Below are 26,774 nucleotides of genomic sequence, written 5' to 3'. Positions count from 1 at the left end.
AGCGACATCAGTTCATCGCAGAGAACACCGACGGACTCCCCCCGGTCGGCGGCGGACGGTGTGAACCGTCCGCCGCGACTCCTCCTTCGACGGAACGTACCGCTGCACTCGGGCCCTCTTTTACTGGGACTTCGACTCCAGGGGCCGACAGCGAGGTATCCGGCACGACACCCTCACCCAACGTGGCACGGACTACCTTGCGGCCGGCCTGCTCAGCACCGCCTGTAACCCTGCTCCTTCGACCGTGAGAGATCACAACCGCTGGGTTCCGGATGGAGGTTCGAGACGTGAGGTTACGAGGAACGATCGAGGGCGTACGGATACCGGCGTATCCGCCCAGGGTGTCCCGGTCGGCGGGGCATCGTCAGGCAGCACACCGCGGCGTGCGGCGCGGCGACGTGCCCATCAGGCCGCGGCGCTGTTGCAGCGTTGACGGCCCGGCCGAACGCCTCCAAGGCGGCCTCCAGGCGCGCGGTGTCCTCCACGTCGAACAGGGCGTTTAGCAGCTGCCAGGTGGCGACAGCCGGGTCGCAGCAGCGCATGAGCGGGGCGACGGCGGTGGCGGCCCGGGTGAGCGGCTCCCGTACGGCGGCCACGGTCTGCTTGCTCGCCACCCGCTCCCGGCTCAGCCGCTCGGCCGCGCGCCCGAAGCCCACCAGCCCGTTCTGACGTCGGGTCCGACAGCGAATTCCGATCGCCCGTGCGCACCCCTGCTGATACCAACTCCTCATGGACTCCGACCCCTTGGAACGCCTCCTCGTCGAGCGCGCCTGCGAGCGCCTGCTCTTCGGCTTCGTCCACTGCCTCGACCTCGGTGAACCGGCCGACGTGGCCGAGCTGTTCGCCGAGGACGGCGAGTGGGAGTGGCCGGCGGACGGACGCCGCGCCGAGGGCCGGGCGGCCCTGCGCGCCTGCTTCGGCTCCCGCCCCGGCGACCGGCTGTCCCGCCGGCTGACGTCCAACGTCCTGGTCACCGTGACCGCCCCCGACACGGCGACCGTCACCTCGCACTTCTCGACCCACCGCGTCGACGGCCACACCGGCGGCATGGTCCCTGCCGGACCACCGGTCCAGGTCGGCCACTACGAGGACATGTCTCGGCGAAATGAGCGAGGACATCTGCCGCTCACCGCACCGTCCGACTCGGACACCCTCCGGCGTAAACGCGGATGCTCTTGGGCACGTCCAGGACCAGGCCGCCGGCGCAGTACGCCGTCCTCGACGTCTACGACCGAGAGCGGGCCACGGGCGGCACGGATCCGCGGTTCGAGAACCGGGTTCCGGCCGGCACCGCCTTCTTCGTACCCGGGCGGCGCGGCTCGGCCCTGGAACTACCTCTTGGAGCGTACATTTGGCGTACATATTGCGCACGATTTGCATTTCTGTCGCGTACGCTTGGTGCCGTCACGGACCCGGCGGAGGGAGCGCCCGCGACGCTGGGTAAGCGGTGGATGGTGGACCCAGAACGATGCAGGCGCGCTGGTCCTGGCCCCGGCCCTGGCCGACTGGACGCTGCGCGAGGCCAAGATCGGTCAGCCGAAGCTTTCCGGGCCCGGCAAGAACGCCGCCCCGCTGATCGTGCTGACCGAGGCCGCCGCTGGAGCGCTACGGCCTGCCCGTCACGCTCCCGGAGGAGGAGAAGCACGCCGGACGGATCCCGGAGGGCCACAAGGTCATCAAGCAGCTGGCCCGCGCGGAGTGGAAGCTGACCAAGCGCGGCTTCGGCCCGTGGGCGCGGATCTACTGCCCCACAACCGGTTCGGAGCGGGCCTGCGTGCAGCTGTGCATCCCGTCGTGGAACGCGCTCGACACCCGGCACTGGGGCGCCGGGCAGCTCCCGCCGACCGAACTCGCCCGCTTCCCGGGCGTGTACGCCTCGCGCGTGATGACGCCGCGCGGCTCCACCGCCCTGACCGGCCTGGAGCTGATGACCGCGCTCCCCCGCCGACCCGGGCCTCCGAGCCGGACGCCGACGGCCAAGCGGCACTCCGAGCACAACCCCGGGTCTTCGGGGAAGGACGCCATCGACCCGATGAACTGGCCGCAGTGCGAGGTCCCCGACGGCCACCCGGTCCTCGAGGACGTGCCGCGGTTCCACGTGCGCGGCCCTGGAGGAGGTCCGGTTCACGGACATCGAACACCTCGAATTCGAGCTGTAGCAGCCGCACCCCGAGCAGCCTGCGAGCCCGGACCAACTGGCCCGGGCTCGCTCGCGTGTCCCCGGGGGCGGATGTTCGCGCACGCGATGCCGTGTTCAACAATGCCGCCGCGTGCCGGTCACTCCGCACCTGCGACCGTGCCGGAAGACGGCCGCCGTCCCGCGGACGGTCGACACGGCAGCTGTTGCTTCCCGGCCAGCCGCCGCCGTGTCTACGCGGCGACCGTGCGCACGCATCGCAGCGGTCTGTCGCTTCACCGCCGGGGTGATGGCCCGGGCCCCAGGGACGGCGGCGCCTGCCGGTACGCACTGCTCGCGCGGCGGCAGCCGGGCGGCGAGACGCGGCACCGGCAGGGCGGGGCCGACCTTTCCGGGAGCGGACGGCAGGACGTGCAGGGCGCGGACGTTCGCCCCCGGTACCGTCTCGTTGGCCACCGCGATCAGCTTCGGTGCGCTCCAGCGCAGTTCCGTGCCGCAGGCGGGCGCGTCCGGGGCGACGTCCAGGCGGCCGGTGTCCGCGTCGGACTTCACCGCCTGGACGTGACCGGCGAGCTCGGGTGCGGCCGCGGCGAGGATGTCGTCGAACTGGGCCGGGACGCTGCCGCCGGCGGCCGGGACGGCCATGCCGCGCTCGGTCAACATCAGGGTGATCGCCGCGCCCAGCGGAAGCGGGTCACGGCCGTCACGGTGCACGACCGTGTCGGTGCGCCGTGACGGCTTCGCCATATGGCGCCGCCGTTCTTCTTCGCCGCCTCCCGGGCGGCGACCAAGGCCTGGCGGGCGAGGTCGACGCCGCTCGACTCGGTGCTCACGCGATCACCGCCCCGGCCACCTCGCCGTCCAGCGAACGCACGGCAACCTGTGACAGCCACTCCGTCAGCTGCTCCAGCCGCGATGCGAACAGGTACTCGGCCACGCGATCCCGGGCCGCGGCGGCGGCCTTCGCCGCGGCGGTGACGGCTGCTCTTATGTCAAATCTCTGCGTACATTGGTTCGAGACGCAACACCGCTATCCGACCGGTCTCAGCGCCCGCGCGAGCGCGTCGACGGTCACGCCAACGATCGCCCGGAGTTGCTCCGGGCTCGACCCGGCCCTGCCCATCACCGCGAGAGACTGGTTCACGGCCGCTACGTGTACGGCGAAGTCCTCGGCGTTCTCATCCGACATTCCGCCGGCCTTCAGCGCGGTGCGCAGGCGCGGGCGCTGGAGGCCGAACAACTTCTTGACGTGCTCTGCGACGCTCGGACTCAGCGCCGGACTCGCCATGACCGACTGGGCCATCAGGCATCCATCGGGCACGGCGGGATCGGCGATGCGCCCCAGGGTGACGTCGAAGAACGCGCGGACGGCGGCAACGGGGTCCTCGGCCGCGCACGAGAGGGCGGCGTCGTACTTGTCACCGTAGCGCGTGGCGTAGCGATCCAGGCAGCGAAGGAAGAGCGCGTCCTTGTCGCCAAGCGAGGAGTAGATCGAGCTGCGGTTCAGGCCGGTCGCCCGGGACAGGTCGTCGAGCGAGGTGTCGGCGTACCCGGAGCGCCAGAACTGGATCATCGCGGCGTCGAGCACCGTGTCCATGTCGAACTGCTTCTTGCCTGCCATGCGGCCCATCCTCCCATCTTGAACTGACCAGTTCAAGATGTGCTAGCGTCGAAACACGGTCCACCCGCCTCGATGGAGGATTCCCATGGCCAACCCCGTCCCCGCCCTGCCCCTGCATGACCTGGCCGGATTCACGCACCGCTGGGTCGACGCCGACGGCGTCCGCCTGCACGCCGTCGAAGGCGGTCGGCCGGACGGACCGGCCGCCGTCCTGCTCACCGGGTTCCCGCAGACGTGGTGGGCCTGGCGAAAGGTCATGCCTGCTCTCGCCGATCGGTTCCGGGTCATAGCGATCGACCAGCCGGGCCAAGGCAATTCCGAGCATCCGGAACTCGGCTACGACACGCACACGGTCGCCGCGCACATCCAGGCCGCCGTGAACGCTCTCGGCGTGCGGGACTACTGGCTCGCCGGGCACGACATCGGCGCCTGGGTCGCCTTCTCCCTCGCCCTTAACTACGAGAGCCGACTGCACGGGGTCGCGCTGCTCGACGCCGGAATCCCCGGTATCACCATGCCGGAAGCGATCCCCCTCGACCCGACTCTGGCGTTCAAGACCTGGCACTTCGCGTTCCACGTGGTGCCCAGCCTTCCCGAGACGCTGATAACCGGCCGCGAGCGGGAGTACGTCAGCTGGTTCCTGAAGACCAAGTCCCTCGCGCCCGACGCGTTCGAGGAAGCAGAGCTCGACTACTACGGCGCGGCCCTCGCCGTCGATGGCGGCCTGCGCGCCGGCCTCGCCTACTACCGCGACGCCGCCGAGTCCGCGCGCAAGAACCGCGCGGCACTCGAGCAACGACGCCTGACCGCGCCCGTCCTCGGAATCTCCAGCAGCCACGGCTCGATCCCGGATATGGCGGCCTCCCTCAGCCCGTGGGCCGAGAACGTGACCGGCGTCATCGTGCCCGACGCCGGTCACTACATCCCCGAGGAGCAGCCCGAGGCCGTCGCCACCGCCCTCACCGACTTCTTCAGCGGCCGTTAGTGCTCCAGGGGCCGCGCAGAGAGGCGTGGTGGAGGGCCTCGGTGTCAGAACGGGCACAGGTCGTCCTGGTGATCATGGAGTTGCGACGCTCTGTGATCACTGGGGAGACTTGTGCCCGCGCTTCCATCATGGCTGACCGAACCGCTCTGGGACCAATTCGTGGCCCTGCTGCCCGAGCGGCCGGAGTTCCATCCGGACCATCCGCTCGGCTGCCACCGTCGGCGCATCAGTGACCGGATCGTCTTCGACAGGATGCTGCAACTGCTGCGCTTCGGCCGCTCCTACGAGGCGATCGCCGACACGAACTGCTCGGCCACCACGATTCGCAGCTGTCACGCCGAGTGAAGGCGACTCGGTGTGTTCGCCCGGTTCAAGCAGATCGCGCTGGAGTCCTACGACCGGATCGTCGGCCTCGTCCTCGACCAGATCGCCATCGACGGCTCCATCAACAAGGCGCCTGGAGGCGGCGAGGTGGCCGGGCGTTCCCCGGTCGACCGCGGCAAACAGGGCCTGAAACGCACAAGCATGACGGACGGATACGGCATTCCACTGGGCCGTGTCCTGGCCGGTGCCAACCGCCACGACTCCCCGCTGCTCGCCCCCACCCTGGGCCGTCTGGACGACCTGGGGCCGCTGCCCGACGACATCACCGTGCACCTGGACGCCGATCATGTCGGGCATGACGGTCTCAGGCGGTGGGGGCTCCGGCGACGCGGCGCTCGCCGCCGTTGCGCTGCTGCCAGAAGCGGTAGACGTCTACGGCGTCCTCGCGCTCCTCGAAGCGCATCGGCATGCGGCGCTCCTGCCAGGGCTTGGCGATCTCGTCGTAGAAGGTGCCGAGTTCGAAGTACTTGCGGTCGTCGACGTAGTGGGGCTCGTAGGCGTCGCGGGTGGTGAGGAAGACGACCTCGTCGGGCGAGCAGTAGTACAGCGAGCCCAGGCACATCGGGCAGGGGTGGGCGAGGACGTAGATGGTGGTGCCGGTCAGGTGCTCGGTGCCCAGCTTGGTGCATGCGTCGCGGATGGCGAGGATCTCCGCGTGCGCGGTGGGGTCACTGGTCTGGGCCACCTTGTTGGGGCTCTCGGCGAGGATCTCGCCGTCCTTGACGATGACGGTCGCGAACGGACGGCCGCCCTCGGCGACGTTCTGACGGGCGATGTCGATGGTGCGCTGGACGAAGTCCATGAAAGATCCTCCAAGGACGGGAAAGGGGCGATGCGGCCGACGGGCGGCTTCGCGGGGTTCGGGGAACGGGGCGGAGCGGGCCGGAAGGCTGTTCTTCCGGCCCGCCCCGTTGCCATCTGCCCGTATGCGACGCTGTATCGGCGCCGGGGGTCAGAAGGGCTTCGTCGGCAGGTACTTGCCGTCCAGGGTGATGACGGCGCGCTCGCCGCCCTCGGGGTCGGCGACCTTCTTCACGTCGAGCCTGAAGTTGATCGCGGAGATGATGCCGTCGCCGAACTCCTCGTGAATCAGGGCCTTGAGGGTCGTGCCGTAGACCTGGAGCATCTCGTAGAAGCGGTACATGGTCGGATCGGTCGGGATCCGGTTCGGCATCGAACCGCGGACCGGGATGGTCTGCAGCAGCATCACCGCGTCGTCGTCCAGGCCCAGCAGCTCGGCCACGGCCTTCGCGGACTTCTCCGGCAGCGGGTGCTGACCGAGGACGGCGGCGGTGGTGAAGGCCACCGACAGGCCCGAGGCGTCAGCGATCTGCCGCCAGGACAGGTTCTTGACGGTCTTGGCCTCCACGGCCTTGGCGGCCAGGGCCTCACGGGCGGTCGAGTCGAACTGTGCGTGCACCATGATCAGTACGTCCTTTCGGGGGCCGCTCCGCAGAAGGGGACGGGGCGGAGTGGCGAGTTGGTTGGAGTGGAAACTCACCCTGGTCACCAGCACCCGCCCGCCGCGGGCCGCACCGCCCCGGCCCCGCTCTCCGCAAGAGAACTCACTGGCCGCCAACTCGCCTTGCTAAGCTACGACTTCGCCACCCGAAGCCATATCGACACCTACTTCACCTGCCCCCCCCCGCATCACGGTCGAGGCCACTCCATCCAAGCCCTCACCGAGATCGTCCAACGCACCGGCCTGGCCACCGTCCTGCCCGACGCCATCACCCACGACCACCCCCACCTCACCCTCGTCCCCCTCGATCCGCCCCTGCCCACCCGCACCGTCACCCTCCTGCGACGCACGGACGCCTACGAAAGCGCCGCCACCCGCTGCTTCACCCACCTCACCCATGGCCTCGTCCGCGCCCGCGGCTACACACCTACCCCATGACGGCCTGGCCCTGGACACCCGTTCCCCGGCCCCCCGGCACCGTCAGACACCCTGGCATCCCGCAGCGACTCAAGACCGGCGGTCGAAAACAGGCACTCACGCTGTACGGCAGGCCGAGCCGCAGTACCGGCTCCGCCGTTACGCGATCGACGGCGTGTTTACCCAGACCCTGCACCGATCACAAAGGCTCGTGCTGAGTCGACCCGGCGCGAGCGGGGGTCGCGCAGCGGTCTCGCCGGTGGATGTGTCGCAGTGCCGGGCGGCATGATGCGGGGCATGGATCAGGGGGATGCAGCCGTATGGGCTGCTGCGCTGGGGATCGCGGGCACGCTGATGGGGGCGCTGGGCGGCGCGCTCGTCCAAGGGCGGGTGATCCGGCGACAGGTCCGCGATCAAGAGGCTGTAGACATACGGCACCGGTTGCGCCAGGAGCGGCAGACCGCGTTCGCAGCCGTCCTTGACCGGTGCAGCGAGGTGGAAACGAGCTTCGGCCCGATCATCATGGCCCGCGCCCGCCCCGACTGGCGGGACGACGCCGACCACCGGGAGCTGTGGGATCCCACCAACGCTGCCCTGGACGCCCTGCAGCGAGCGGTGACCGCGGTAGCCATCACCGGTCCCGACCGTATGGCCGACCTGGCAGCCACCATCCACGAAGCCGTGACGGCGAAGGCGAACACCATGCGCATGCCGGCCGCATCCTTCGACCAGCGGGTCCGTATGTACGCAGAGCACAGCACGTTGCTGGAGGAGGCACAGCGCAGCTTCGTCCAGGAAGCCAGAACAGTGCTCGGCACCCCACGGGAATGACTCCCGGACGTACGTCGTCCACACGCCCACGGGTCGGCGTCTCGGCCTGCCGCTCGGTCACCACGTCCCCGTCCTTGCGACCGGGCGCGGCCAGACCCCGGCCCTTCTGGGCGCCGTGCAGCGGCGTGCCCGCCGCGCGGTGGCCGTCGCCGACCATCACGCCACGGAAGGGGTAGCGACACCCGTCCTCCGGGCGGACCTCCGCCTTGCTGATCACCGGGCCGTGGAACCCCGGCGCTGACCTGCGTAGAAGCGCGATCCGGGGTCCTTCCCGCCGGGCGGGCGGGAGGCCATCACCAAGTCTTTACCGCGCCGCCCGCCAGGCGAGCCGCCGGTTCAGCCCGAGACGGTAAGCCACCGCCCTGTGCACTCTCCCGCGCATGGAAATCACCCGAACCGGAATCGGGCTGTCCCCTCTGCACCACGATCACCGAGGAGCTGGTGTACCTGGCCCACAGCACCCAGTCGCCCTTCCCCGCCGGCTGCCACCTGCTCCACATCGACCGCTGGAGGAAGAAGATGCCGTACGCGATCCACACATAAGGCGTGTATTAGGCGTTCACCATGTGTACCGCCGTCATCCTGCCCGCTGCTCCGGGCTTGGTAGGCATGACTCTGAGCTGCCAGGAGCGGCTACAGCGCGGCTGAGGCTAGCGGCAGCAAGATCGCCGCTGCCGCGCTTGACCCAGTGCCGCTGCGCCGCCGGTTGGCCCGTTGTACCTTCGACTCCGGCATCGTGTGCCGGAGTCGGCGCCTACGCGGACAGCTGTGGTCGCGGCCTCCTGTTTCCTCAGGACCCGCGGCCCGTGACCGGGCCGACAAGCGACCGGCCAGAACGGCACACGAACTGACTGCCGGATGGTTCAGGGGCATGGCGGGCGGTAGGGCGGGCTACCGACGTAGCGGGTCCAGTCGTTCCTCGTCAGGCTCTGGCCCGTGGTCGTACAGATCCGGCGGATGGCGCGGTCGGCGTCGAGCGGCAGGAGACGGATCGCGCCGTCGGTGCCCGCCGTGGCCAAAGTCTTGCTGTGGGGCCCGAACAGCAGGGTGGCGTAGGAGGCACCGGTGAGGGGGTGTCCCACGGCCGAGGGCGTGTCCACGGCCAGCCAGGTGCTGGCTAACGGGTGACTCCGAGCAGCCGGGGATGTGCGTCGCCCCCACGCCAGGCCGGTTCCCGACGACGGCCAATGTTTTACGGGGGTATTCATCGGCCGCCGCATGGGTTCACCGGGACCCGGGGCGATGAGCGGCGGCGCAGAGGGCGAGGGAACCTGCCACTGGGCCGTCGAGGGCCGGCCCGGCCCGTCTGGTGGACCTCGGCGTGTACGTCCGGCACCGCAGCCGGGCCGCTGAACCTGGTTTGGGCATGCGGACTGACTCTCTGAGGAACCGGAGGCCCGGCGTGCCACGGCGGAGCTGCCCGGAGCCCCTTCCCCGTGCTCTTCCGTGCCCGGCGCAGGACGGCGGCCTCGATGGCACGGACATTGTCGAGCCGTCCACTACGGCGGGGGATGAAGAGGAGCCGGGAGCCGAGGGGCCCGTGGCGTCGCCTCCCACCGCTGCGGCGGGACCCGGCGCGGTGACCTTCCATCAGTACAAGGTTGCGGCCGCACCGACGTGCCCCCGGCCGGCGGATGCACCGGTGCCGTCCATGCCCACACGACAGTCGTTCTCGTCCTGCGGTGGCTCGATGGTTCTTCGCTGCGTCAGCTTGCCGTGTGGCGGTGTCGTACGAAGATCGCTGTGGGGATGGCGATGATGAGCAGGGTGATGCCTCCGATGAGAAGGCCCAGGTGGACGGCGTCGGTGAAGGCGCGAGCGGCGGCGTCGGACGGCAGTGAGGCCGCGCCGTCGCCCTGGACGGCGCCGTCGGTGATCCGGGAGGCGTCCGGGGCGGGTATGCCTGCGGTGGTCAGCTGATCTTGCAGGTAGTCGGGGAACCGAGTAGTGACAATGGTGCCGAGGATGCTGGGGCCAAGGACGGATCCGATCTGGCGGAACATGTTGACCGTGGCGCTGGCCATGCCGGCCTGCAGACGCGGCACGCTGTTGACAGCGGCGGCGGTCGAGGGGGCGGTCAGCAGCGCGGAGCCGACGCCGGCGATGAGCAGGCCGGGCCACAGGGCGTTGTAACCGGTAAAGGGGCCGACGGCCAGCAGGGAGAGGGCTCCGGCGCCCAGGATGACGAGGCCCGCGGTCAACATCATGGTGAAGCCGACTCGTTGGACGAGGCGTCCGGCCAGGGCGCTGACGACGATGTAGGTGGCAAACATGGCCAGCAGCCGGACGCCGGTGGCCAGCGCGGACAGTTGCTGAACGCGTTCCATGTACAGGACGGCCAGCAGCGAGGTGCCGACGAACCCGAACATGGATGCTGCCGCGACGCCCATCACCGCGGTGTAGGAGGGGTTGCGGAAAAGGCGCAGGTCGAGCATGGGGTCGTGGTGGCGCGCCTCGGCGACCAGGAAGAGGGCGAGGGAGACGGCGAAGACGGCGTACATGGTGATGATGCGGCCGGAGGTGTAGCCGGAGGAGCCGCCCTCGATGATCGCGTAGGTGGCCGAGGCGATCGCAACGGTGCCCAGGAGGACGCCGGGAAGGTCGAGTCGGCGGGTCGGGTGCTTGGACTCGGCCACCAGGAACGGCGTCAGGATGACGGTGATCGCGCCGATGGCGACGTCGATCAGGTACACCGCGTGCCAGGTGAAGTGGTTCAGGAGCAGTCCGGCGCCGAGCGGGCCGACGGCGAGGCCGAGGCCAGAGCAGCTGGCCCAGGCGCCGATCGCTTTGGTGCGCTGGTGCGCGTCGGCGAAGGAGTGGCTGACGATCGAGAGGCTGGCGGGGAGGACGGCGGCGCCGCCCAGGCCCATGACGGCCTGCGCGGTGATCAGCAGCGTGGTGCTGTCCGCGGTGAAGGCGAGCACGCTGCCGGCGGTGAAAACGACTGCTCCGCTGAGGAAAACGGTACGGCGTCCGATTAGGTCGGCGAGCGTGCCTGCGGACATCACCAGGCTGGCGACGGCCAGGGAGTAGGCGCTCGTGATCCAGACCAGTGTGCTGGCCGAGGGGTGCAGGTCCTGCTGGATGGCGCCGAGGGCGCCGATCGTGGACGAGACGTTGACGAAGGCCATCATCACGCCGAGGCAGACGGTGAGCACGCCGCGCCAGGGGTGGGCGGGTGTGCCGCTGCGTTCAGCGAGCGGGGTTGGGGAGGTGGCGGCGTGGGCTGGCGGGCGCGTGGACGGCACCGCGGACGGCTGACTGCTGTTTTGCATAGCCAGGAACGTAGCAGGCTGACTGCGTAAAAAACTAGCCAGGTTAGGATGGGGGCATGGAACGCGTTGACCAGCAGGGCGAAGACACAGTGTTCACGCGCGCGGGCGAGTTCGCCGACCGGGACGCCTTCACGGCGGCCGGCTGGTGCGCCATGGAGCGCTCGCTGGAGGTGGTCGGCACCCGCTCGGCGATGATGCTGGTCAGAGAGGCGTTCTACGGTGGGCGGCGCTTCGATGACCTGGTGCGGCGCACCGGTCTCGCGGAGACGGTGGCCTCCAAGCGGCTGCGGCAGCTGGTGGCCGACGGACTCATGGAGCGCATCCCTTATCGCGAGCCGGGTGCGCGCACCCGTTACGAGTACGTGCTCACCGGACGGGGCCGGGCGCTGTTCCCGCTGCTCGTCGCGCTGATGCGGTGGGGGCGGACCATCCAGGGCGATGCGCACGGCGGGGTGGAACTCGCTCACGCGGACTGCGGCGCCCTGCTGGTGCCCGCGGTGCGGTGCCAGGCCGGGCACGACGTGCCCATCGAGGAGACTGAGGCGCGCCTCGCCTCGTGTTGATGTCGTGCTCCTCGCGGCCGTCCGCGATATCAGGCAGCGGGGCACGCATCGCGAAGGATTCGCCAACGAGACCCCGCCTCGAGCTGCGTCCACGAGGCGGGGTCTCGCGTCACAGGAGCCGCGTAATTCGCGGCCGCCCACAGTGCGACCGCGCCTCCCTCGTGCGGCGCCCCGTGCCTCGCACCCGGCATTTCCCGACCCGGCTTTGTCGTATCTGCGGCACTGGTGCGACTCGGGCCGCACGGGGGCCGCAGCCCGTAGCGCCAACTCGATGCGGCATGGCCGTACCCCCAGGAGCAAGTCTGCGGTGGGAACCGCGCAGGGCTGTTGGAGACCTGGGGTTCGTGGCGCTGCGCATCGTGCCGTGGCTGGGCAGCCCACGCCCATCGACCGGCTCTTCCACGCGCTGCTCGCAGACAATGCCGCATCGCAACGGGTCACAGGGATGAGGCGGCGGGATGGTGCACCCGCTCATCGAGGCCCGTGGCCTCGCTGGGACCAGGATTCTGCTCCTGCACCGGACTGATCCCGTCAGCCGGTCCTGTCGCCGGTGAGGGCAGCCTCCAAGCGCGAGAGCAGGGTGTCAAGCGTGAACAGTTGGTCCGGTTCGAGCGAGCCGAAACACTGCCGCAGTGCGTTCGCGCCGGCCAGTTCCGCGGCGTCCAGGGCCGTGCGACCCGTGTCCGTGAGGGAAACAGTCTTGCGGCGACGGTCCTCGGGGTCGCCGGTCCGGGCGACCATGCCGAGGCGCTCAAGGCCCTCCACGATCTGAGTGACGGAGCGCGGCGCCTGACCCAGAAGGGCGGCCAGCTCCGCCTGATGAAGCGCGCCCCGGCCGGCCAAGACCTGAAGGACCTTGGCGCGGGACAGGGACAGGCCGGCGGTCGTGAGCATGTGCTGGTCGACCTGTTCGCGCAGTCTGTGGGCAAGGGTGAGGAAGGACAGCCCCACCTGATCCGGAGTACTGCCCGTTGCTTTCGCTTCATGCCGCTCCATGTCCGGGTTATCCTCGCACAACGCAATCATGAGGTACCTCATCAAAGGGGTTGTGGGATGGACCGTCCCGTCGCCGTGATCACCGGAGCCACCTCCGGACTGGGCCGCATCGCCGCCTTCCAGCTGGCCCGCCAGGGCTACCGCATCGGCACTGTGGCCCGCTCCCGCAGCAGGGCCGAGGCCCTTGTCACCGAACTGACAACGGTGACCGACGAGCCCGTCGATGTCTTCCATGCCGATCTCGGCCTGCTCTGCGACGCCCGCCGCGCGGGCGAGGAAATCGCCGCTTATTACCCGCGCCTAGACGTTCTGGTCAACAACGCGGGCCTTCACGCCTTTGCGCAGCGCGTCACCGCTGAGGGACTCGCGGAGATGACGGCGGTGAACTACCTCGGCCCGTACGTCCTGACCGAGGCGCTGATCGCGAAGCTCGGCGCCTCGGCGCCGGCCCGGATCGTCAACGTCGCTTCCGAAGCCGCTCAGCAGGCCGGAACGATCGACCCGGCTCAGGACCTGCGGGGCACCGCGCCCTACACCCGCCGGGAGTCGATGGCCTTGTACGGGCGCACGAAGCTGATGACCATCATGTGGACGCAGGAGCTTGCCCGCCGTCTGGACGCGGCCAAGGTCACCGTGAACTGTTGTGACCCCGGCTTCAACGCCACTGGCCTCGGGCGGGACTTGCCCGGCTCCGCCGTCCTGGAGCGGGTGCTGCGTACTCTGCGAATCGGCGATCCCCGCAAGGGCGCCGGCATCATTGTGCGGCTCGCCACCGACCCGGCTCTGACGGCAACCACCGGCGGCTATTTCTCCGTCGACGGCGCCCGCCCTCTGCAGTGCCCCGCCCCGGGCCGGGATCCGCGCGTACAGCGGGAGTTGTGGGACGCGACCACGGCACTTCTCGCCGCCCGCCTGGCTGACTGAGACCGGATCGCTGGCTCTGCAGGAAGTGCGCGCAGCCACGCCTTCCTCGCTCGCGTACTACCCACCCACCGCCCAGGCACCGCGACGCTCGACGGCCCTCGCCTTGGACCCGCTCGTGCTTCTTTCGCCCGCTTGTGATGTCAGACCGCGGAGGCGGGCGTCGCGGAGATCCGCCTCGGTCAGCAGTACCTCACCCTCGCCCTGCGCACCGACGTCGACGGCGACGGCGACGGCGACGGCGACGGCGACGGTGACATCGGGTTCGACGTCATGGTGCCGTGCCCGCACGAGGACGAATGCACCGGCCACGCCTGGGTGCCCCCCCTACAGCGTCACCTGCCTGTACCGGGCGCTCAACGGAGACCTGGACGACGACGAGGACATCGTCTGCACCGTCCACGGCCCGAACACCGACGAGGACCAGGAGGACGACCCCGAGGGCGGCGCCGACCTGGAAGTGCAGTACGCGGACGCGGTCCGCGAGTGAGTCGCGCCGCCGACGCTCCGCCGAACAGCCAGAACCCGCCGCGCCCCGGCCACGCCGGACCCCCGCACTTCCCCGGCAAGGACACCCACGCATGAGCATCACGATCACGAACACGTACGGCACCGCACACCACGTCAGCGAGACCAACCCGGCCCACGTCACCAGCTGCGACCGGTACCGGTTATCGCTGGTCGGCACCATCGCCCCGGGGAACCCCGGCTACGAGGACATGGTCGAGATCATGAAGGACAACGGCCACGACACCCGCCCCGAGGGCTACGGGCTGATCTTCCGAGTCCGAGGAGTTCAGCGCCACCTACTTCGGGTCGATCGCGCAGATCGAGCAGGACCAACGCGACAACGTCGACGGCACGGCGACCTTCGACGCCTCGCAGGGCGTCATGTACGCCCAGTGGCCCCACGGCAAGGGCTGGGACGACTTCCTCCCCCGCGTCTTCTGGAACGTGGCTGCGCGCGGCGGGATCCCGGACGGCGTCGGCCTCGTCACCGCCTTCGCGCACACCGAGATCCCGGGTGCGGAGGTCAACGTCTCCGAGTTCGAAGGCAAGTGGCTTCCCGACAGCGAGCCGCAGCAGCTGGTCACCTACCACTGCACAGGCTGCCACCTGGACACCTTCCACGACTGCGGGCACGTCCACGAGAACACCGGCCCCAGCAGCCGACGCTGGGCCGCCCGCCAGGCCCGCCAGCACCTCATCAGCGCCGCCCGGCACGGCGTCGGCGACAAGAACAGCGCCTGCCGCCCCGACAACGGCGAGATGCTGCGCGCCGTGAACGCGGCCGCCCGCGAGATGTGGGGCACCACGGGCAACGCCCTCCCGGACACCGACGACGCGTACTGCGCCACCAAGGGCCCCTGCTCGATCATCCGCGAACTCCGTGCCGGACTCCGCTCGCCCACCTACCGCGCCCGACGGACGCTCCGTGCGGCCTCGGCCCCCTCTTTACGCAATCGACGTCCCGATACACCACAGCACCGACCCGACCGGCACGGACTGCACGTCTTCACCGGCGTCGCCGACTCCCCGGCCGCGGCCCTGCGCCGGGCGCACGAGGTGTACGACGCCGCGCTCGCCGCGCACACCGCCGGACTCGAGATGGTCGACTTCAAGGCGACCTGCTCGTCGAACACTTCCTGTCGAAGTTTCAGCACCCCGGCCTCGTTCAGTGCCCGGACAAAATTAAGGAGTTCGATTGTGCCGACCAGCACCCAGGCCACCAGGGGCACAGCGGCGTGAAACCGATCGCGCAGTCCGAAAGTGTCGCCTTCTTTACGTCGCTCTGGATCGTGATGCACCACGTCTCCGTAGATCCAGGCCATGGCCAGCCCATGCGCATCGAGGTCACGCTCTTCGCCCGGGGACGTGTCAGCGACCATGACCCAATAGCCGGATTCGTCGGGCGTGGAGGGGCTTACCCGTGTCCGCCACTCAGCGCGTGCGGCCCGTATCCACGCCGCATCTTGTGGCGCTGCTCGACAGGTGTAGCCCAGAGCCGAGAGCGCCTTCATGTGAAAACAGTCCTCCTGCTCGAGCAGCATTGGCCTGATACGCGCTGGCGGTAGTCCCGCACGGTGACAGCCTTCGGGTAGGGGGTGTCGTACCGGCGCGGCATCCAGTAGCAGCGGTCGGGCTGCTCCAGGACCTGCACCGTGTTGGCCACCTTCGCCTCGGTGGTGTCCGCGAACACGAACGCCACCGGGACCAGGCCCTCCCGGCCGGTCGGCGGGTAGACCCGGCACCACAGCCGCTTGTCGTGGTCGACCAGCTGGTCGATCGCGTCCGGCCGGGAGCGGACCAGGTCCACGATGCGCTTGGCCGCGTCCTTCGGCAGCAGCCGGCCCCACTGCCAGTACCGGCGCAGCTTGGCGACCAAGACATGTGCGTCCTCGGAGCGGCGGTCGACCTCCAGCAGCACCGGCACCCCGGCCTCCGGCGCCCGCACCACCAGATCCGCCCGCTGCACGAAGCCGCCTGCGAGCCGGTGCCCGACCTCGGTCCGGAAGCCGAGCCGGTGACCGATGCCTGCCCGGTGGAGTTCGGCGGCCGTCGAGGTGACCGCCGCGGCGTGGTCGTCGCAGCCGGCACCGAGCAGCTGGCCCGTGACCGGGTCGTACTCCTCCTCGCACAGCACCGAGACCCCCTGTCACGCTACGCATGGCCCTGCAGGCCATGCGCCGGCCCGGCGATGCACGGCCCCGGCCTGACACAGGCCGGGGCCGGCAGTGGGGTCGTGGGCAGGGCGGCCTGGCGGCGGTCCGGGCGAAGCGCGCTGCGGGCCGTCCGCAGTACGCCGGGGGCACTCGCCCAGCGATCCCGGCCGGCTGTGACACGGTCTTCGGCCGCGACGGACCCGGAGATCGTCCGCCCGGCGTCGTCACCACAGCCAGGCGGTGGAGTGCCGCGCCCGGGACAGGGCTCGGGCATGGCGACGCGCTGTTGACCGCGACCCGTCGCTCCGGAGGTCTGCGCCGGTCTGGTCCTCGGGGAGGTCTGGTTAGCACTGGCTGGGACCGGCTCCGCGACCCCGGGGGTACCGCCGCGGGAGGCGGCGGGGTGACGCCGCCTCCCGTCAGTTGGTGCGGTCGGCGAAGCCCCGGGGCAGGTCCTCGGGGCCCACCGCGACGACGCTCTCGTCGTTCTCGCCGACGTACTCGAACAGGGTGATGCGGGCGAACTCCGGGACGACGTAGATCGGGTAGGTGGGGCCGGCGTCCCGGTAGGCGCGCATCTCCTCCAGGTGGTCGTTCTGGTAGAGCACCGTCTTGCTGCCGTCCTGCTCGATCCACTGCGGGAAGAAGATGGTGCCGTGCAGGACTCGCCGGCGGGGCAGCACGTTGACGACGACCGAGGTGCCGGTCGGTTCGTTCCAGGACACCTTGTAGACGTCGTCGGCGAGCCGCACCAGGTCGACCTCCTGGTCCTTCACCCAGCGGCCGCCGACCATCCCGGAGTGGATGCGGTAGTCGATGGTCGTGGCGTTCTTGACGTACATCTCGTACTGCCAGCCGTTGGCGTACGTGTAGATGAACCGGTGCCCGACGATGCCGGACAGATCCTGCGGCGGGTTGGGGTTCTCGACGGTCGTCGGGGTGTCGTGCGCGGTGGTCATGGTGGTGCTCCTTGCTGTGCTGTGAGCGGTCACCGACGGCGTGGGGTTCGGCCGGGTCGGTGTCCTCGCCCTCACTCACCACTGTGCCACAAAATATATTTGACACAAAACTTTATTTTCGCGGTCCACAATGGTGGCATGCGTAACACAGACAGAGCGGCGGACGGGACGGGCGACCGCGGTGTACCCGGCGCGCCGGGGGCGGCACGCGTCGCGGCCGGACTGGGCGAGCTTCTGGGGCCGCTGCGGCGCGCGGTCCTGCGCGCCACCCGCAACGCCGAGGGGTTGCCGGACCTGCCGGAGGCGCAGATCGAACTGCTGCGGGCCCTGTCCTCCTCGCCCGAGGGCCTCAGCCCCGGTGCGGCGGCCGCACGCGTGCGGGTGGCACCGTCCACCGTGAGCAACCTGGTGCGGGCGATGTCCGCCGCTCGGCTGGTGGAACGGGTCCGGCCCGAGCACGACCAACGGACCGTGGTGCTCACCGCGTCGAAGGAGGCCCTTCACCTGCTGGAGCGCTATGACCGGGCCAGCACCGCGGCGCTCACCCGCGTCGTGGAGGAGCTGTCCGACGCCGACCGGGCGGCGCTGCACCAGGCGCTGCCGGCTCTGGACCGGCTGGTCACCGCGCTGGAGACGGGCGACAGCACCCGTCCCGACTCGATCAGTCCTTGATCACGGTGCGAACACCCCGTCGAGTGCGACCATGATCAGGCTCTGAGCTGAACATCCCCGCCGGCCATGCCCTGCTCTTCGGCCACGACGGGCCCGGAGGGCATCTGCCCGGCATGGTCACCACAGCCAGGCGGTCGAGTGCCACAGGGACACATGCGGGCGTCGCGGCACGCGGCCACGTTGCCGATCCGGTTCTGCCGGGGCCGGGACCGACGCGACTGCCCGGCAGCAAGGCTGCGCCATCCGGCGGCCTCCAGCCGCCCCTGCTGCCTACGCAGCTCCCCCTTGGACTTCGGCTTGCGGGGCCGCCTCCAGACCGGCTGCCCCCAGGGACTCACCGGCCCCAGGCTCCAGGGCCTCGTCCAGCGCGGCAGCCATCTGCGCGCGCCGCGTGGGCACGGGCGAGTGCGCCGTCGGGGCTGGGGCGTTCTTGCGGGGTGCTCACGCGACTCCTCCAGTGGGGTTCCGGCCCGGTGTGTGCCGGATGCCGGGCTGCTCGGTGTGCTGGGGCGGGTCGGGGCCGAAGGTGGTGGCGCGCTCGCGGATGCCGTCCTGGAGCTTGGCGGCGACGGCTTCGAGTCTCGGGCGGGTCTGCTCCACCGTGTCGACGCCGGTCTCCTGGCCCATAAAGTCGACGGCGGCCTCCCGCTCCAGGAGATGGCCGCCCTTCCGGCCGGTGCGCAACGGCTGCGGGCGCGGCCTCGAGAGGGCGGGCACGGCCATGGTGCGCCGCCGGGTACGGGAGCCCAAGTGGTCCGCGCGACGCGCGGCCCGGGCCCGGGGTCCGAGCGCGTCGGCGGCGAGGCGGGCCCGCTCGTACGGCGGGGCGGTCCGCGTGCGGGTCAACGGGCGCAGCACGGCCTGATCCTCGGTGTCACGCGGGTACAGGGCGCGCAGGTCGGCGGTCATCATCCGGCCGCGCCCGACGGGGCGGGTGTAGTCGTCGACGACCGTCTGCACGATTCTCTCGTCCACGCCGGGCTGGTGGGGCCGGCCGCGCAGGACGTGGGAGAAGTGGTGGCGGGTTTCGGCGAGCAGGTGGTGGCATGCGAAGGCGCCGCGCAGCACGTTCACCACGGCGACGACGTCGACGGCCGCCAGCGCGATGTCGGCCACCGGCCGCACCCGCGTCCACACCGCCGCGGCCGCCGCCCGCGGCCGCTGTGCGAGCCGGTAGACGGTGCAGGCCCCGAACGCCCGGATCGACGAGGCACGCCACCGCTCGCGCAGCTCGGTCAGCGACAGCAGCTCGGTGCGCTTGGGCGGGCGCGGCCTCCGCGGCGCCCTCGGCGGACACGGCGGCCCCGGTGGCGCGGGCGGCGGACGGCCCCACGTCTGGTCGGCGGCCTGGCAGGCCAGCGCGCAGGAGGCCCGCTCCCCCGGCGCGTGCCCCCCCCCATTCCTCGTACTTGGCGGTGAGGACGGGCAGCGCGTCCTCGATCTGCTGGCGGCGGGTCGACTGCCAGCAGATCAGCCGCCGGCCGATGCCCGCGATGTCCATGACGGGCCGGCGGCCCGGGGTCACCTCGCGCGGCTCCCACGCCCACCCGAGCCGGGCGGACACCTCCTCCATCAGGTAGCGGGTGTAGAGGGTGTCGGCGGCGACGATGTGGGCCAGCGTCGTGTCCGCGGAGAGGTTGCCCCACGTCCCGTCCGGCCGCCGGGCACGGATCGACACCACCGCGTGGTCGTGGAGCAGTGGCTTGGACTCGGCAGCGCGGGACTCGTAATGCCGGAACACCGCGACGATCAGCCCGTCCTTCACCGGCCGGCGGTGCCTGCCGCCGCTCCCCCCATCGGATCTGCGCGACCGACTCCTCCAGCCACGCCAGCGTCTTGTCCCGGGCGACGTCCTGACACGGCTCCAGCACCAGCCGGGTCTCGTCGCCTCCGAGCGCCCACGCGATGTGTGCCGTCGACGGGACCCGGAACACCAGGTCCAGCGCCAGCCACGGCGTGCGCTCCTTCGCCTTCTCCGTTTTCGAGGATGCGTTGTGCTCGACGGGCCTGCCCAGCACGGTCACCCGCCGGGCACGGGCCGGGCTCTCCCCCGCCGCCAGGAGCTCGCGCTCGATCCGGTCGGCGTCCGGGTGCCGACCCTCCCCCAAGAGCAGCTCGGCCTGCCGCTCGCTTACCACGTCCCCTTGAACCACCCCACGAGTCTGGCCCCGCCGCCGACGCGGCGGGGCCAGAACCCAAGATCTTCATCAGTCTTCTAGACCCTGTCACCGGACGTAGCTCCTTCGTCCACGTCACCCCGGCTTCGCGCGCCGCCTCTGTTACCCCCCAACAGGTCTGACACGGCGTGACGTGCGGTGTTGCCGGCCGGCATGACACGGGTGACCGGGGACTGTACTGGACCGCTCCCCGCCCGCCTGCCGCGCCGTACGATGGCCGGTGTGCCTGCCCGACAACCCGGGCCGCTAGACGCTCGTGTACATCGGCTCACCCGTCCTGGATCAGCAGGGAAGCCGCGTCGGCGGCGAGGGCGTCCACGACTGTGTCACCGGCCGCATCGATTTCCACTTCGTTGGGCGCTCATCAGGGCAGGCGGGCGTGTTCGGCTCGGCTTGCAGCGATCCGCTCACGCGCGAGGGTACGGGCCCACTTGGTGTCGCCGCCGGTAAGTCGGGCGAGGATCGTCGCGAGCGGCCTGATCCGGCCCCAGCCGCCCCAGTGGCCCTCGGGGATCTCGGTGGGGAATACCCAGATCCGGCTGGCGTCACGCGGCCAGGCGCCGTTCTCCGCGTCGAGGATGGCCTCGGTGACCTCGGCGATGACGCGCGCACGCTTCTGCTCGTCGAGCTGGCCCTCGGGGACGGACGGGACGACCTTGTAGCGAGGTGCGTCCGCGGGTTCTCCGCCGACGTAGATGCCGGCCGGCCGGTGCAGCCAGAGCCAGGAGACGGAGCGGCTCACCGGGTCGGCGGGGTCGAATCCCTCGTTGCGGATGAGGATCTCGGTGATGCGGTTCAGCAGCGCCGCCTCGGCGTTCGGCTGGAGCGCGCCGTCGGGGATGTACACGTCGAGCATGGGCATGGTCGATCTCCTTGTGAGTTTACTTCTTCAACTCAGGCCGGAGGCTACGAGGGCTAAGTGCAATTTGTAAACCCAGACGGGTACACTCGTCCCATGGAGACGCGGCGAATCGACCCGGTGAACTGCTCGGTGGCGCGCGCCCTCTCGGTGGTGGGGGAGCGCTGGTCGCTGCTGATCGTCCGTGAAGCGCTGGACGGCGCGCGCCGGTTCGGAGAGTTCCACTCCCGCCTCGGGATCGCCAAGAATCTCCTGGCGACTCGGCTCGAAACCTTGGTGACCGCGGGAGTGATGCGCCGCGTGCCCTATCAGGAGCCCGGAAACCGGCAGCGCTTCGCCTACGAGCTCACCGAGCAGGGCCGGGCGTTGCGGCCCACGCTCGTGGCGCTCCTGGAATGGGGCGACACCTACCTCGCCGACCCGCAGGGCCCGTCGGTCATCGTCCGGCACCGGCCCATCGACGATGCGAGCTCCTGCGACGAGCCGGTCAAGGTCGTCCTCGAGTGCGCTGCGGGGCACAGCCACCTCGCCCCGGAAGACGTCTGCCGCACGCCCGGGCCGGGCGCGCGCTTCCTGGAAAGCTCCTGAGACCCCAGGATCGTACTCAGCAGCCCGTATGGCGAGAAGCATGATCCAAGCAGCGGGACCGACGCCTGGGCCATGGGACAAACGTTGGGTGCTGCGGCCCTAAGGCTTCTCCCGTAAATGATCTCTGACGTGTCGGATGGCCTGGCCGTTTGCCCGTTATCCCGCGAGGGCGAGGTTGCGCAGGCGGGCGATGCCGAGCATGGTGTGGTGGACACCGTCGCCTTTCAGGCGGCAGTCGCGGAGGATCTTCCAGCTCTTCATGCGGGCGAACGCATGCTCGACACGGGCGCGGACCTTGCGGTGGGAGGTGTTGTGTTCCTCTTTCCAGGCGGGGAGTTCGGCCTGGCCTTTCTCGCGGCGGTGCGGGATGACCAGGCCGGTACCCCGGTAGCCGCCGTCCGCGATGACCGTGGTTCTGCCAACGGCGGCCTTCGCACCGGACAGCTCCCATGCCTTGCAGTCGTTGCGGTGGCCCGGCAGTGGCCGGCCGACCGCGACGACCAGGCGGGTGTCGGCGTCGATGACGACCTGGTGATGGGTTGAACAGCGGTAGTTCTTCGACTGCTCGGCGACCTGGTGGTCGCGGGTGGGGACCAGAGTGCCGTCCACGATGAGCACGGCGTCGCGGCGGAACCGCTTGCGCGGCTGCAGTGCCAGCGACGGGCCGAGATGATCGACGATCCGGTCGGCAGCGGACTTGGACACCTCGAACAGGGGCGCCAGTTGGCGCAGCGTCAGGTTCGTCCGCCAGTACGCCGCGACCAGCAGCACGCGGTCCTCCAGCGGCAGGCTCCACGGTCGGCCTTTGCGCACCGGATCCGCGCCCTCGCGCCGCAACGCGGTGACCAGCTTGTTGAACTGCCGCGGGCTCAGCCCGGTGAACGGGGCTATCCAGGACGGCTCCGACGCCGTGACCACACCAGCCACATCAAGATCATCCTCTGTGATGGTGGCTCTACGCGATACCCCCGCGCAATCCGATGGCGCGACGCAGCTCCGGCGTCAAGAATCGCCGGATGCATGAAGTGAAGCTGTCCGACGGGATCATCGCTCTGTCTCCCCTGTGCTTGGACGATGCCGAGGCGCACCTCGCGGGGGAGGATGAGCCGCTGGTTCGCTGGCTCAGCGGCGGTCCCGGCACACGCGAGGGCGTGGAAGCGTACATCCGGCACTGTCGGGAACAGTGGGTGACCGCCGGGCCACTCCGCGCTTTCGGCATTCGGGTAGGCGCCGATGAGACGCTCGCGGGGACGATCGACCTGCGGTTCGCAGCAGAGGGCTTGGCTCCCGGCCAGGTGAATGTCGCCTACGGCCTCTACCCGTCCTGGAGGGGGCGCGGCCTGGCCACCCGTGCGGTCCTCCTGGTCTCCCGGTACGCGGCAAGTGAGGGCGGGAAGGAGGCAGTGATCCGGGTAGAGCCGGAGAACGCCGCATCTGCCGCAGTCGCCCAGCGGGCGGGGTTCATCCCCGGCAAGCACACGTACGGCGAGGACGGGACACGTCTCGACTGGTTCATCCGGGACCTGTGCATCGAGGCCCAGTGACGACCCCTGCCCCGGCATGAGGGCGTTTCATAACGCGCGACCAGCGATTACGGGACAAGCCTTAGCCTAAGGGCTGTCCCGTAAATGATCTCTGAGTCTCCTCGGGCAGGCTCGGTGGCCGTGTAGTCCGCCGGCCTATCCGGCGAGGGCGAGGTTGTGCATCCGGGCGATGCCGAGCACGGCGTGGTGGACGCCATCGCCCTTCAAGCGGCAGTCGCGGAGAATCTTCCAGTTCTTCATGCGGGCGAAGACGTGCTCGACGCGGGCTCGGATCTGCTTGTGGAACTTGTTGTGTTCCTCTTTCCAGTCCGGGAGGTCACTCTGGCCGCGCTTGCAGCGGTGCGGGATGACGAGTCCGGTGCCCGGGTAGCCGCCGTCGGCGATCGTGAGGGTCTTGCCGACGGCGGCCTTGGCACCGGACTCCTCCCACGCCTTGCAGTCGTTGCGGCTACCGGCGAGCGGCCGGCCGACCACGACGACCAGGCGGGTGTCGGCGTCACTAAGCTCCGCACCCCCGAGGCGGCGGACCGGTGGACATGGCCCTCATCGCGGCCCACACGCAACCACGCCTCGCCCAGCCGCTGGCCGCGGACCTGCGCCACCCCTGGGAGAGACCGGCCGGACCCGGCCGGCTCACCCCCGCCCGGGTCCGCCGGGGTTCAGAAACCTGCGCCCGAGCCTGTCCGACCCGGCGCGTGCACCCGAACCCAACCAGCCGGGCCCCGGCAGGCCACTCGGCTCGGCAAACCGGCACCCTGCCACCCGCTACGACGTGGGCAGGACCACCAGACGTCGCATCATCATGGAGACGTTCGCGGCGTCACGGCGAGACGGCCGGGTGACGAAGGCGTACGCCCGGTGGGTCCGCCTGCATGAAAGCGCACGGCCACCGCAACGCCCGCCCGGAGGAGACCGCTTCGGACCCCGTCTGGCGGACGAGGACGGCTTCCGCCCGCGAGCGTGCCGTAGCCACCGCCGACGCCCGCTGTAAGGCACAGGTCAATCCCGTCGGTACCTGGAACGCCGTGGAAGTCGCCTACCAGCGCCAAACGGTCGATCAGAACGCCGACGAACTGGCACGGGTCCGGGTGGACCTGCGACTGCGGCAGCGGCTCGCCGGGACCGTGCTGAACGAGCGTCGCCGAGTGAGCCGGACGGCCCGGGTGTCGGGACCGCCCGATGCCCTTGCGGGCGAGTCCCGGCGCGGCAGTCATCACCCCGCACTGCCGCGGGACTGAAGAAGCCGACCGGCACACCGGGTGAGGGTAGCCCTACCCGTAAGCAGGTGGCTGGCGGTATTCCGGGCCCCGACCTTGATCGAAAATACTGGGCCCGGTTCAGTCGTCACCCACCAACCGGGAGTCTTCGTGTACGAGCACACGCGTGCGGCAGTCGGGGCACGTTCGTCCGAGCGGGGTGGCCGCAGGCGCGGTGAGCGCAGGCTGCGGGTGGCCGCCGTCGCAGCGCTGGCGACGGCGGCGATCACCGCTGGCCTCACCCTGCCGGCGTCGGCCGCGGACGCCGAGGACGCGTCGGCCGCACGCGGCGGGCACGGGGCCACCCAGGCGGCCTTGGACTCGGTCGTGCGAGAAGGTCCGCCTGGTGGTATCGCCCTCGCCGAGCTGGGGCACACCACCTGGGCGGGGCGTGCGGGCACTGAGGATCTGGCGACCGGCCGGAAGCCGCGCACCGATGACCGGTTCCGGACCGGCTCGATCACCAAGACGTTCGTGGCCACGGTGATGCTCCAGCTGGAAGCCGAAGGAAAACTGAGCCTGGACGACACCGTGGACGACTGGCTGCCGGGTCTGGTGGCGGGAAACGGCAACGACGGCAGCAAGGTCAAACTATTGCAGCTCCTCAACCACACCAGCGGCATCTACAGCTACACCGACGACGAAGCCTTCAAAAGGCAGGAGTTCAGCACCGACTTCCTCCGGCACCGCTACGACACCTGGACGCCCCGCCAGGTCGTCCGGCTCGCCATCTCCCACCGGCCCGCCTTCGCCCCCGGCGACGGCTGGAGCTACTCGGACACCAACTATGTGATCACCTCCATGGTGATCCAGAAGGCCACCGGACACACCTACGCCCACGAGATCGAGCACCGCATCCTCCGCCCCCTGCGTCTGGATTCCACGAGTGTGCCGGGGGCCAGCCCTCTGCTCCCGGGGCCGAGCGGGCGCGCCTACTCGAAGCTGACCGGGGAACTCGCCGGACCCGGGGAACCGGACAGCGCGACCTACGATGTCACCGAGTTCAACCCCTCCTTCGCGGGCGCCGCCGGAGAGATGATCTCCGACAACCGCGATCTCAACCGATTCTACCGGGCCCTGTTCTCCGGCCGGCTCCTTCAGAAGCCCCAGCTGGAGAAGATGATGACGACCGTGTCGGTCGGGAACGTGCCGCACTTCTCCTACGGCCTGGGACTGATGAAAATGACGTTGTCATGCGGCACCGAGGTATGGGGGCACAACGGCGGCATCCAGGGCTCCATCTCGGAGACCACGGCAACGGCGGACGGCGATCACGTGCTGTCGATGAACTTCAACGGCGACTGGAACGTCCACGAACAGCGGGTCGTCGACGCCGAGTTCTGCGGCTCCTGAGGGACTGCTGGACTCCGCCGGCGGAGACGTGTGCCGTGGCCAAGGCGCGCCAATGCCCGCATGAACGGCCTCGCCGTACGGCGGCGGAACGGACGGCTGGTCGCCCCAGGCAGCCCACCACTTCGCGGAGCGGCGGCTCAGCCAGGTCCGGATGCCGTTCCCCGAACAGGCCGCGGACCAGATTCCCGCCGATCTCCATCTCGAACCCAGAAGCGCTGACCGGCGGGATCACCGGCCCTCCGACGACGCCGCTGACGCTGTTGCCGGGACGGTACGTCGCCTCCGGCGACCTCCGGCCGGCGCACGAAACACCTGGCCACCGATGACACCTCCAGGACACACGGCTTCTTGTTCCGGCCAACGGGCCCGCGGCGGCGTCGCCCTTCGTCTCCTTCCCTTCCGGGACGGGCGCAGTGACGCCCGGCTTGGTCATCGAGGGCCCAGCCGCCGCCAGCCGGTCGATCTGCTCGGCCAGCTCGGCGAGTCCAGCGACGACGACCGGGGCTTTCTCCGCGCCGATCCCCTCGACGCGCTATGTGGCCTCCGCGTCCGCGGCTCTGATCAGCCCCATCGTGGCGAGGTGCCGGGCGATGCGGCGAGGCATTCGAAAGTACTGCCGGAGTGGTCGTCGGGCTGCTCCGCTGCGGTGCGGCCATGACGAACTTTGTACTGATGGCGTCCACCTACTGACGCTGTCCGGTATCGCGGAGAAGCAAGATGTGCCGGCCGGGCAGCAGACTCACGTCCAGGACATCGTTGACGAGGCCGAGCGCCAGGACCTCCGTGCAGTCGTTCTCGTAGGCCACAGCTACTCGGGCATCCCGAGCGGTCAGGCCGCCGGGCGGATCGGCGGCCGGCCAGCACACGCGGTCTTCCTCGACTCCGGTGTTCCGGCCGGTGGTGCACCATTCGTCGCCGCCTGGCCGGACGGTGGAGCGATGGTGAGGGCATCGATCGCCGACAGCTCCAGCATCGCCGGCCCGCACTGGCGCCCACCGGCACGCACTTCTTCGACCTCGATCCCGATCCGAAGAAGAAGTGAGCCGGTCGCAGCCGAACTCCTGCCTCGTGTACGAGCGTTCTTCGCTGTGTCCGTACGGCCGCACCAAAC

At 70.1% G+C, this 26,774-nt stretch carries 24 protein-coding genes and 8 pseudogenes; 17 read left to right on the top strand and 15 right to left on the bottom strand.

Annotation, left to right across the window (positions count from 1 at the left end):
- Positions 1–293: 293 nt before the first annotated feature.
- Positions 294–656, bottom strand: coding sequence for a hypothetical protein (locus SCK26_RS37425; RefSeq protein WP_318205813.1), 363 nt, complete (start codon positions 654–656; stop codon positions 294–296).
- A 73-nt stretch (positions 657–729) separates the two neighbouring features.
- Between SCK26_RS37425 and SCK26_RS37420 the strand changes: the two are divergent.
- Positions 730–1,104: pseudogene (locus tag SCK26_RS37420) on the top strand (nuclear transport factor 2 family protein); the annotation flags it as partial.
- A 387-nt stretch (positions 1,105–1,491) separates the two neighbouring features.
- A pseudogene (locus SCK26_RS37415) lies at positions 1,492–2,110 on the top strand (transcriptional regulator); the annotation flags it as partial.
- Between the two features lie 144 nt (positions 2,111–2,254).
- Here SCK26_RS37415 and SCK26_RS37410 read toward each other — a convergent pair.
- Both SCK26_RS37410 and SCK26_RS37405 read right to left on the bottom strand, forming a co-directional pair.
- Complete coding sequence (locus SCK26_RS37410; RefSeq protein WP_318206181.1) at positions 2,255–2,884, bottom strand: hypothetical protein; 630 nt, start codon at positions 2,882–2,884, stop codon at positions 2,255–2,257.
- Positions 2,885–3,167: 283 nt separating this feature from the next.
- Complete coding sequence (locus SCK26_RS37405) at positions 3,168–3,758, bottom strand: TetR/AcrR family transcriptional regulator (RefSeq protein ID WP_318205812.1); 591 nt, start codon at positions 3,756–3,758, stop codon at positions 3,168–3,170.
- Positions 3,759–3,843: 85 nt separating this feature from the next.
- On the opposite strand from SCK26_RS37405, the gene SCK26_RS37400 reads away from it, so the two are divergent.
- Complete coding sequence (locus tag SCK26_RS37400) at positions 3,844–4,743, top strand: alpha/beta hydrolase (RefSeq protein WP_318205811.1); 900 nt, start codon at positions 3,844–3,846, stop codon at positions 4,741–4,743.
- 111 nt (positions 4,744–4,854) lie between these two features.
- Positions 4,855–5,415 (top strand): annotated as a pseudogene (locus SCK26_RS37395) (IS5/IS1182 family transposase); the annotation flags it as partial.
- Between the two features lie 16 nt (positions 5,416–5,431).
- Here the strand turns inward: SCK26_RS37395 and SCK26_RS37390 are convergent.
- A complete protein-coding gene (locus SCK26_RS37390; protein WP_318205810.1) occupies positions 5,432–5,929 on the bottom strand; it encodes a nucleoside deaminase in 498 nt (165 codons plus the stop codon).
- Between the two features lie 150 nt (positions 5,930–6,079).
- Positions 6,080–6,550, bottom strand: a complete 471-nt coding sequence (gene cynS, locus SCK26_RS37385; protein WP_318205809.1) for a cyanase — start codon at positions 6,548–6,550, stop codon at positions 6,080–6,082.
- 93 nt (positions 6,551–6,643) lie between these two features.
- Here cynS and SCK26_RS37380 point away from each other — a divergent pair.
- A pseudogene (locus tag SCK26_RS37380) lies at positions 6,644–7,027 on the top strand (LysR substrate-binding domain-containing protein); the annotation flags it as partial.
- A gap of 276 nt (positions 7,028–7,303) precedes the next feature.
- Positions 7,304–7,837, top strand: a complete 534-nt coding sequence (locus SCK26_RS37375) for a hypothetical protein (protein ID WP_318205808.1) — start codon at positions 7,304–7,306, stop codon at positions 7,835–7,837.
- An 863-nt stretch (positions 7,838–8,700) separates the two neighbouring features.
- On the opposite strand, the gene SCK26_RS37370 is transcribed toward SCK26_RS37375, so the two are convergent.
- The gene (locus SCK26_RS37370; protein ID WP_318205807.1) at positions 8,701–8,919 is read right to left on the bottom strand and encodes a hypothetical protein; all 219 of its coding nucleotides are present in this window, start codon (positions 8,917–8,919) and stop codon (positions 8,701–8,703) included.
- 624 nt (positions 8,920–9,543) lie between these two features.
- Positions 9,544–11,112, bottom strand: coding sequence for an MFS transporter (locus SCK26_RS37365; protein ID WP_318205806.1), 1,569 nt, complete (start codon positions 11,110–11,112; stop codon positions 9,544–9,546).
- A gap of 56 nt (positions 11,113–11,168) precedes the next feature.
- Between SCK26_RS37365 and SCK26_RS37360 the strand changes: the two genes are divergently transcribed.
- Entirely contained in the window at positions 11,169–11,675 is a 507-nt protein-coding gene (locus SCK26_RS37360) for a helix-turn-helix domain-containing protein (RefSeq protein ID WP_318205805.1), read from the top strand.
- Between the two features lie 531 nt (positions 11,676–12,206).
- On the opposite strand, the gene SCK26_RS37355 is transcribed toward SCK26_RS37360, so the two are convergent.
- On the bottom strand, positions 12,207–12,671 hold the full coding sequence (locus tag SCK26_RS37355) for a MarR family winged helix-turn-helix transcriptional regulator (RefSeq protein WP_318205804.1): 465 nt from the start codon (positions 12,669–12,671) through the stop codon (positions 12,207–12,209).
- Positions 12,672–12,728: 57 nt separating this feature from the next.
- On the opposite strand from SCK26_RS37355, the gene SCK26_RS37350 reads away from it, so the two are divergent.
- The 3 genes from SCK26_RS37350 (at position 12,729) to SCK26_RS37340 (ending at position 15,341) form a co-directional block, all read left to right on the top strand.
- Positions 12,729–13,595: an SDR family NAD(P)-dependent oxidoreductase gene (locus SCK26_RS37350; RefSeq protein WP_318205803.1), complete on the top strand. Its 867-nt coding sequence runs from the start codon at positions 12,729–12,731 to the stop codon at positions 13,593–13,595.
- Positions 13,596–13,845: 250 nt separating this feature from the next.
- The gene (locus tag SCK26_RS37345) at positions 13,846–14,082 is read left to right on the top strand and encodes a hypothetical protein (RefSeq protein ID WP_412080821.1); all 237 of its coding nucleotides are present in this window, start codon (positions 13,846–13,848) and stop codon (positions 14,080–14,082) included.
- 401 nt (positions 14,083–14,483) lie between these two features.
- Entirely contained in the window at positions 14,484–15,341 is an 858-nt protein-coding gene (locus SCK26_RS37340; protein ID WP_318205802.1) for a hypothetical protein, read from the top strand.
- 268 nt (positions 15,342–15,609) lie between these two features.
- On the opposite strand, the gene SCK26_RS37335 is transcribed toward SCK26_RS37340, so the two are convergent.
- Both SCK26_RS37335 and SCK26_RS37330 read right to left on the bottom strand, forming a co-directional pair.
- Entirely contained in the window at positions 15,610–16,236 is a 627-nt protein-coding gene (locus SCK26_RS37335; RefSeq protein WP_318205801.1) for a hypothetical protein, read from the bottom strand.
- Between the two features lie 438 nt (positions 16,237–16,674).
- A complete protein-coding gene (locus SCK26_RS37330; RefSeq protein WP_318205800.1) occupies positions 16,675–17,214 on the bottom strand; it encodes a phenolic acid decarboxylase in 540 nt (179 codons plus the stop codon).
- A gap of 138 nt (positions 17,215–17,352) precedes the next feature.
- Between SCK26_RS37330 and SCK26_RS37325 the strand changes: the two genes are divergently transcribed.
- Positions 17,353–17,886: a MarR family winged helix-turn-helix transcriptional regulator gene (locus tag SCK26_RS37325; RefSeq protein WP_318205799.1), complete on the top strand. Its 534-nt coding sequence runs from the start codon at positions 17,353–17,355 to the stop codon at positions 17,884–17,886.
- A gap of 441 nt (positions 17,887–18,327) precedes the next feature.
- On the opposite strand, the gene SCK26_RS37320 is transcribed toward SCK26_RS37325, so the two are convergent.
- The 3 genes and pseudogenes from SCK26_RS37320 to SCK26_RS37305 form a co-directional block, all read right to left on the bottom strand.
- Positions 18,328–19,002: a hypothetical protein gene (locus SCK26_RS37320; RefSeq protein WP_318206193.1), complete on the bottom strand. Its 675-nt coding sequence runs from the start codon at positions 19,000–19,002 to the stop codon at positions 18,328–18,330.
- 364 nt (positions 19,003–19,366) lie between these two features.
- Positions 19,367–20,024: pseudogene (gene mobF, locus SCK26_RS38125) on the bottom strand (MobF family relaxase); the annotation flags it as partial.
- Positions 20,025–20,427: 403 nt separating this feature from the next.
- Positions 20,428–20,925, bottom strand: a complete 498-nt coding sequence (locus SCK26_RS37305; protein WP_318205798.1) for a hypothetical protein — start codon at positions 20,923–20,925, stop codon at positions 20,428–20,430.
- Positions 20,926–21,018: 93 nt separating this feature from the next.
- Here SCK26_RS37305 and SCK26_RS37300 point away from each other — a divergent pair, with 93 nt between their 5' ends.
- Positions 21,019–21,510 carry a helix-turn-helix domain-containing protein gene (locus SCK26_RS37300; RefSeq protein ID WP_318205797.1) on the top strand — a complete coding sequence of 164 codons (492 nt, stop codon included), beginning with the start codon at positions 21,019–21,021 and terminating at the stop codon, positions 21,508–21,510.
- A 156-nt stretch (positions 21,511–21,666) separates the two neighbouring features.
- Here the strand turns inward: SCK26_RS37300 and SCK26_RS37295 are convergent, their stop codons facing one another.
- Positions 21,667–22,437: a transposase gene (locus SCK26_RS37295; protein ID WP_318205796.1), complete on the bottom strand. Its 771-nt coding sequence runs from the start codon at positions 22,435–22,437 to the stop codon at positions 21,667–21,669.
- A gap of 89 nt (positions 22,438–22,526) precedes the next feature.
- Between SCK26_RS37295 and SCK26_RS37290 the strand changes: the two genes are divergently transcribed.
- Positions 22,527–23,054 carry a GNAT family N-acetyltransferase gene (locus tag SCK26_RS37290; RefSeq protein WP_318205795.1) on the top strand — a complete coding sequence of 176 codons (528 nt, stop codon included), beginning with the start codon at positions 22,527–22,529 and terminating at the stop codon, positions 23,052–23,054.
- A 135-nt stretch (positions 23,055–23,189) separates the two neighbouring features.
- On the opposite strand, the pseudogene SCK26_RS37285 reads toward SCK26_RS37290, so the two are convergent.
- Positions 23,190–23,552 (bottom strand): annotated as a pseudogene (locus SCK26_RS37285) (transposase); the annotation flags it as partial.
- 3 nt (positions 23,553–23,555) lie between these two features.
- Here SCK26_RS37285 and SCK26_RS37280 point away from each other — a divergent pair.
- From SCK26_RS37280 to SCK26_RS37260, 4 genes and pseudogenes are all read left to right on the top strand, one after another.
- A pseudogene (locus tag SCK26_RS37280) lies at positions 23,556–23,847 on the top strand (transposase); the annotation flags it as partial.
- Between the two features lie 79 nt (positions 23,848–23,926).
- Positions 23,927–24,292 (top strand): hypothetical protein, encoded by a 366-nt coding sequence (locus SCK26_RS37275; RefSeq protein WP_318205794.1) that lies wholly within the window; start codon positions 23,927–23,929, stop codon positions 24,290–24,292.
- Positions 24,293–24,502: 210 nt separating this feature from the next.
- Entirely contained in the window at positions 24,503–25,663 is a 1,161-nt protein-coding gene (locus tag SCK26_RS37270; RefSeq protein WP_318205793.1) for a serine hydrolase domain-containing protein, read from the top strand.
- 590 nt (positions 25,664–26,253) lie between these two features.
- Positions 26,254–26,658, top strand: a pseudogene (locus SCK26_RS37260) (alpha/beta fold hydrolase); the annotation flags it as partial.
- Positions 26,659–26,774: the final 116 nt, after the last annotated feature.

The sequence above is a fragment of the Streptomyces sp. SCL15-4 genome (assembly GCF_033366695.1).
GTDB lineage: Bacteria > Actinomycetota > Actinomycetes > Streptomycetales > Streptomycetaceae > Streptomyces.
The sequence above is the reverse complement of the archived record's forward strand: the minus strand, read 5'-3'. Positions and strand labels throughout refer to the sequence as shown.

What these genes read in the sequence shown, in the direction of transcription:
- SCK26_RS37300 (WP_318205797.1), top strand. Translation starts at nt 21,019, where the DNA reads ATGGAGACGCGGCGAATCGACCCGGTGAACTGCTCGGTGGCGCGCGCC.
- SCK26_RS37275 (WP_318205794.1), top strand. Translation starts at nt 23,927, where the DNA reads ATGAAAGCGCACGGCCACCGCAACGCCCGCCCGGAGGAGACCGCTTCG.
- SCK26_RS37410 (WP_318206181.1), bottom strand. Translation starts at nt 2,884, where the DNA reads ATGGCGAAGCCGTCACGGCGCACCGACACGGTCGTGCACCGTGACGGC.
- SCK26_RS37340 (WP_318205802.1), top strand. Translation starts at nt 14,484, where the DNA reads ATGTACGCCCAGTGGCCCCACGGCAAGGGCTGGGACGACTTCCTCCCC.
- SCK26_RS37305 (WP_318205798.1), bottom strand. Translation starts at nt 20,925, where the DNA reads ATGCCCATGCTCGACGTGTACATCCCCGACGGCGCGCTCCAGCCGAAC.
- cynS (WP_318205809.1), bottom strand. Translation starts at nt 6,550, where the DNA reads ATGGTGCACGCACAGTTCGACTCGACCGCCCGTGAGGCCCTGGCCGCC.
- SCK26_RS37400 (WP_318205811.1), top strand. Translation starts at nt 3,844, where the DNA reads ATGGCCAACCCCGTCCCCGCCCTGCCCCTGCATGACCTGGCCGGATTC.
- SCK26_RS37365 (WP_318205806.1), bottom strand. Translation starts at nt 11,112, where the DNA reads ATGCAAAACAGCAGTCAGCCGTCCGCGGTGCCGTCCACGCGCCCGCCA.
- SCK26_RS37390 (WP_318205810.1), bottom strand. Translation starts at nt 5,929, where the DNA reads ATGGACTTCGTCCAGCGCACCATCGACATCGCCCGTCAGAACGTCGCC.
- SCK26_RS37290 (WP_318205795.1), top strand. Translation starts at nt 22,527, where the DNA reads ATGCATGAAGTGAAGCTGTCCGACGGGATCATCGCTCTGTCTCCCCTG.
- SCK26_RS37405 (WP_318205812.1), bottom strand. Translation starts at nt 3,758, where the DNA reads ATGGCAGGCAAGAAGCAGTTCGACATGGACACGGTGCTCGACGCCGCG.
- SCK26_RS37360 (WP_318205805.1), top strand. Translation starts at nt 11,169, where the DNA reads ATGGAACGCGTTGACCAGCAGGGCGAAGACACAGTGTTCACGCGCGCG.
- SCK26_RS37375 (WP_318205808.1), top strand. Translation starts at nt 7,304, where the DNA reads ATGGATCAGGGGGATGCAGCCGTATGGGCTGCTGCGCTGGGGATCGCG.
- SCK26_RS37325 (WP_318205799.1), top strand. Translation starts at nt 17,353, where the DNA reads ATGCGTAACACAGACAGAGCGGCGGACGGGACGGGCGACCGCGGTGTA.
- SCK26_RS37330 (WP_318205800.1), bottom strand. Translation starts at nt 17,214, where the DNA reads ATGACCACCGCGCACGACACCCCGACGACCGTCGAGAACCCCAACCCG.
- SCK26_RS37355 (WP_318205804.1), bottom strand. Translation starts at nt 12,671, where the DNA reads ATGGAGCGGCATGAAGCGAAAGCAACGGGCAGTACTCCGGATCAGGTG.
- SCK26_RS37350 (WP_318205803.1), top strand. Translation starts at nt 12,729, where the DNA reads ATGGACCGTCCCGTCGCCGTGATCACCGGAGCCACCTCCGGACTGGGC.